We start from the raw sequence: 4,904 nt of genomic DNA, 5'->3' as shown, positions 1-4,904 counted from the left end.
CGTCGGCAAGCTCTCCAAGCTCGTCAAGGAGACGGCCAACGTCGACTTCACCAACGAGGCCTTCCTCCGCCAGTACGCCGTCGTCTTCGCCGCCTCCACCGTCCTCACCCTCATCCTCTGGCTCCTCGCCGTCGCCAAGCGCGCCATCCGCGGCGTCCCCCTCGGCGAGGCGCTCTCCGAGGCCATAGGTTTCCTCTGGCTGACGGTCCTGGCCTCCGCCTTCACCCCCCTCATCCTCTATACGGTCGTCACCGCGACCGACGCCGTCACCGACGCCATCGCCTCCGGCACCGGTGCGGACAACGACGCCTTCTTCGGCTCCTTCTCCCAAGCGCTCAAGCGGGACGAGGACATCGGCGGCGGCCCGATCATGCTCATCGTCGTCTCGCTGGTGACGATCCTCGCCGCCGGCGTCCTCTGTCTCGAGCTCGTCATCCGCGCCGCCCTCCTCTATGTGGGCGCGCTGCTCGGCACCGCCGTCTACGCGGGCCTCGTCGACAAGAACATGTGGGGCCATGTGCGCCGCTGGGCGGGGATCATGATCGCCGTGATCCTCATCAAGCCGGTGATCATCACCGTCCTGGCCCTCGCCGGGGCGCTCTCCACCAACGGCGACAAGCCCGACGCCTTCTCGGCCGTCGTCTCCGGCCTGTCCATCATCATCCTCGCCATCTTCGCCAGCGCGATGATCTACCGCTTCGTGCCCGGCTTCGGCGATGAGATCGTCAAGGCCCGCAGCGCCAGCGCCGACCCCGCGTCCCGCCAGGCCGCCGCCGTCATCACTTCCCCCGCCGCCCTGGTGAAGCAGGGCATCAACACCCACAGCGCCCGCGGCGGAGGCGAGGCCGGCGGGGGCGGCGCCGCCCCGGGGCAGGCCAAGCCCGCCAACCCCGTCTCCGGCGGTGTGGCGGCCCACTCCACCCGCACCAGCGGCGGGGGCGGCGGAGGTACCTCCCCCGCGCCCGCCAGCCGCACCGGCCACACCGGAGGCTCCGGCGGCGGCTCCGCCACGAACCGCAGCTCCGGCAACAACTCGGGAGGTGACCGGCGGTGACGATCGACGCCCAGTCGCACCCCATCGCGCCCCGTCGCACATATCTGATCGGGCGCCCCCGCCCGAACGCGATCGTCGGCAAGAACCGCGAGACCGGCGAGATCGCGCTGATCATCGCGGGGGCGTTCATCGGGATGATGTGCGGGCTGCTGGTGCCGGTGCTGATGTTCCGCATCACCGCCCTGGTCGGCTTCCCCACCCTCGCCCTCGCCGCCGTGTACGTCCCGTACAACGGTCGGACGTTCTATCGCTGGTTCGAGATCAATCGCTCCTACAAGCGCAGCGTCCGTAAGGGCACCACCGCCTACCGCTCCGGCGCCGCCGAGGCCGGCACCCGCCTCGACGGCCGTGAGATCGAGGTCGGCCCGCCCCCCGGCATCGGCCGGATCAACTGGCTGGCCGCCCCCTTCGGCCCCGACGAGATCGCCGTGCTCCTGCACGCCGACCGCCGCACCGTCACCGCCGCCATCGAGATCGAGGGCCCAGGCGTCGGACTGCGCGACAGCGAGGACCAGGAGGCCCTCGTCGACCGGTTCGGCACCCTGCTCAAGCATGTGGCCAACGGCGACGGCTTCGTGACCCGGCTGCAGATGCTGGCCCGTACCCTCCCCGCCGACCCCGACGCGCACGCCAAGGACGTCGAGCGGCGCGGTGACGACCAGGCACCCAACTGGCTCAAGGACTCCTACGACCAGCTGCAGTCCATGGTCTCCACCTCCTCCGAGCAGCACCGCGCCTATCTCGTCGCCTGTATGCACTACACCCGCGACCTGGCCGCCGAGGCCCAGGCCATCGCGCGCGCCACCCGCCAGAGCGGCGGCGGCCGGCGGCTCGACAAGGACGCGGGCCTCGCCGTGGTGATGGCCCGTGAGCTGACCGACATCTGCGCCCGGCTCGCCGAGGCGGACATCCGGGTCCGCCAGCCCCTGGGGCAGGGGCGGCTGGCCTCGCTCATCCACTCCATGTACGACCCGGACCACCCCATCGACCACATCCAGGCGATGACCAAGCGGAACGCCTGGCCCGCCGAGCTGGACGCCATGGAGCCCACCTACCTCCAGGCCAAGACCCGGGAGTCGAGCACCCGTGAGCCCTGGTGCCACTCCACGGCCTGGGTGAAGGAGTGGCCCATGACGCCCGTCGGGGTCAACTTCCTCGCCCCGCTGCTCGTCCACACCCCCGATGTCATCCGTACGGTCGCCGTCTGCATGGACCTCGAGCCCACCGAGATCGCCATCGAGCGGATGCTCACCGAGAAGACCAACGACGAGGCCGAGGCCAGCCGCGCCGCGAAAATGAACCGCACCGTGGACCCGCGCGACATCGCCGCCCACGGCCGACTGGACCAGCGCGGCGAGGACCTCGCCAGCGGCGCCGCCGGCGTCAACCTCGTCGGCTACATCACCGTGTCCTCCCGGTCTCCGGAGGCCCTCGCGCGCGACAAGCGGACCATCCGCGCCTCGGCGGGGAAGAGCTATCTCAAGCTGGAGTGGTGCGACCGCGAGCACCACCGGGCCTTTGTGAACACGCTGCCGTTCGCGACCGGCATCCGCCGATAGAGCAGATAGAGCAGATAGAGCAGATAGAGCAGATACAGCCCATAGAGCTGATAGACACGACTGGGACGACAGGGACGATAGGGGCTCCGCCGTGGCCGATCCGATGAGCGCCATCACCGATGCGTTCACCAGCTTTCTCTTCGGAAAGGTGGAGACGACGCGGCTGCCCGTGCGCACCTCCACCGGCCAGGCCCAGGCGGTCTACCTGCCCACCGCGGCACCCGGCCTCGGCGACTCCGGCGTGGTCATCGGCCGTGAGGTCTACTCCGGCAAGGGCTATATCTACGACCCCTTCCAGCTCTACGGCCAGCAGCTGCCGGCCCCCCACTGGCTGGTGCTCGGCGAGTCCGGTAACGGCAAGTCGGCCCTGGAGAAGACCTATGTCCTGCGCCAGCTGCGGTTCCGCGACCGCCAGGTGGTGGTGCTGGACGCCCAGGGCGAGGACGGCGTCGGCGAATGGAACCTCATCGCCCAGGAGCTGGGGATAACACCCATCCGGCTCGACCCCATGGCGGCCCTGGACGGCGGTATCCGCCTGAACCCCCTGGACCCGGCGATCACCACGACCGGTCAGCTCGCCCTGCTCCGCACGATCATCGAGGTCGCGATGGGGCACGGGCTCGACGAGCGCTCCGGGTTCGCCCTGAAGGTCGCGCACGCCTATGTCAACGAGACCGTTGTCGACCGCCAGCCGGTGCTGACCGACATCGTGGAGCAGCTGCGCCACCCCGAGGAGGAGTCGGCGGCGGCGATGAACGTCGATATAGACGATGTACGGGCCTGGGGCCTCGATGTCGCCCTGGTGCTGGACCGGCTGGTCGACGGTGATCTGCGCGGTATGTTCGACGGCCCCACCACGGCCGGAATCGATCTGGATTCACCCCTGATCGTCTTCGACCTGTCCCATATCGATCGCAACTCGATCGCGATGCCGATCCTGATGGCCATCGTGGGCGTCTGGCTGGAGCACACCTGGATCCGTCCCGACCGTAAGAAGCGCATCTTCCTGGTCGAGGAGGCGTGGCACATCATCAACTCGCCCTTCGTCGCCCAGCTCTTCCAGCGGCTGCTGAAGTTCGGGCGGCGGCTCGGCCTGTCGTTCGTCGCCGTCGTCCACCACCTCTCCGACGTGGTCGACGGGGCGGCGGCCCGGGAAGCCGCGGCCATCCTCAAGATGGCCTCCACCCGGACGATCTACGCCCAGAAGGCGGACGAGGCACGGGCCACCGGCCGCGTCCTGGGCCTGCCCCGCTGGGCCGTCGAGATCATCCCCACGCTGTCCCCCGGTATCGCGGTCTGGGACGTCAACGGCAACGTACAGGTCGTCAAACACCTGATCACCGAGGCCGAGCGGCCCCTCGTCTACACCGACCGGGCGATGACGGAGGACGCGCTGGCCGTGCAGATGGCGGTCGAGGCGGAGGCCGAGGAGCGTGCCGCCGCGGCGGTCGAGGCGGCGGAGGCGGACACCTACGGCGGGCCGTCGTACGGATCCACGGTGGCATGAGATGGCGGCGGGACAGAATCACGGCGGGCCCGCGGAGCACGGAAGGCCTCCGTCCGCGGAACGCGGCATTCCGGACGGCCTGCTGGTCGGCGCCATCGCCCTCCTGCTGGGCACGCTCGGTCTGATGTGGTCGGCGACCGGGCTGGCCGGGCTCTTCGCCCACGGCGCCTGGCCGGACAACCTGACCTTCATGCGCACACCGGTGGCGCTGCGCCATCTGCTGCAGGAGCCCCAAGACCTGGCGGCGGCCTGGCCCGACACCCCGAAGGACCAGCTGTCGGGGTACGGGCTGTTCTGGGGCATCTTCATCAGTGAGCTGATGGTGCTGATCGTCCTTACGATCTTCGTGATGGGCACACTCGCCCGCTACCGGACGGTCCGCGCCCAGCGCCGCGTCGCCCGTGCGACCGCCCGCGCGAAGGCGGCGGAGGCGAAGCGACTCGGCCTTACGGGCACGAAGACCGCGCAGGGCGGCATCGAACCCGCGACCGCCAACGGTACGGGCGTGGAGGCGTCCCCAGGCGTCGCGTCGCCGCCTCCGCCCGTCCCCGGCCCTGGAAGCGCCTCAGCGGCCCCAGGAGCCGCCTCCGCCGGACCTTCTGAGGGTTCGCCCGGCACCGCCGCTCCAGACCGCCCCAGCGGGCTCCCCGCACCGGGCCCGGCCGAGACGGTCCCCGGCGACGACGGCGTCATCGCACCCGTCGCCGGTCACCGCCACCCGACCGAGACCGTCGCCGCCGAAGCGGCCGCCGGGACGGGACACGAGCCGCACCCCCACATCACC

3 protein-coding genes and 1 pseudogene are annotated in these 4,904 nt (G+C 70.5%); all 4 read left to right on the top strand.

Annotated elements, in window-relative coordinates; genetic code table 11:
* A partial coding sequence (locus tag GWI24_RS40265; RefSeq protein WP_210950978.1) for a hypothetical protein occupies positions 1-1,054 on the top strand: 1,054 nt, incomplete at its 5' end.
* A 2-nt stretch (positions 1,055-1,056) separates the two neighbouring features.
* Positions 1,057-2,613 (top strand): SCO6880 family protein, encoded by a 1,557-nt coding sequence (locus GWI24_RS40260; RefSeq protein ID WP_210950979.1) that lies wholly within the window; start codon positions 1,057-1,059, stop codon positions 2,611-2,613.
* Between the two features lie 103 nt (positions 2,614-2,716).
* Entirely contained in the window at positions 2,717-4,120 is a 1,404-nt protein-coding gene (locus tag GWI24_RS40255) for an ATP-binding protein (protein ID WP_037955082.1), read from the top strand.
* A 1-nt stretch (position 4,121) separates the two neighbouring features.
* Positions 4,122-4,904 (top strand): annotated as a pseudogene (locus GWI24_RS40250) (hypothetical protein); the annotation flags it as partial.

This window comes from Streptomyces sp. MK37H (assembly GCF_018035285.1).
Lineage (GTDB): Bacteria > Actinomycetota > Actinomycetes > Streptomycetales > Streptomycetaceae > Streptomyces > Streptomyces endocoffeicus.
Note: the sequence above shows the minus strand (reverse complement) of the source record. Positions and strands in the feature narration are given on the sequence as shown.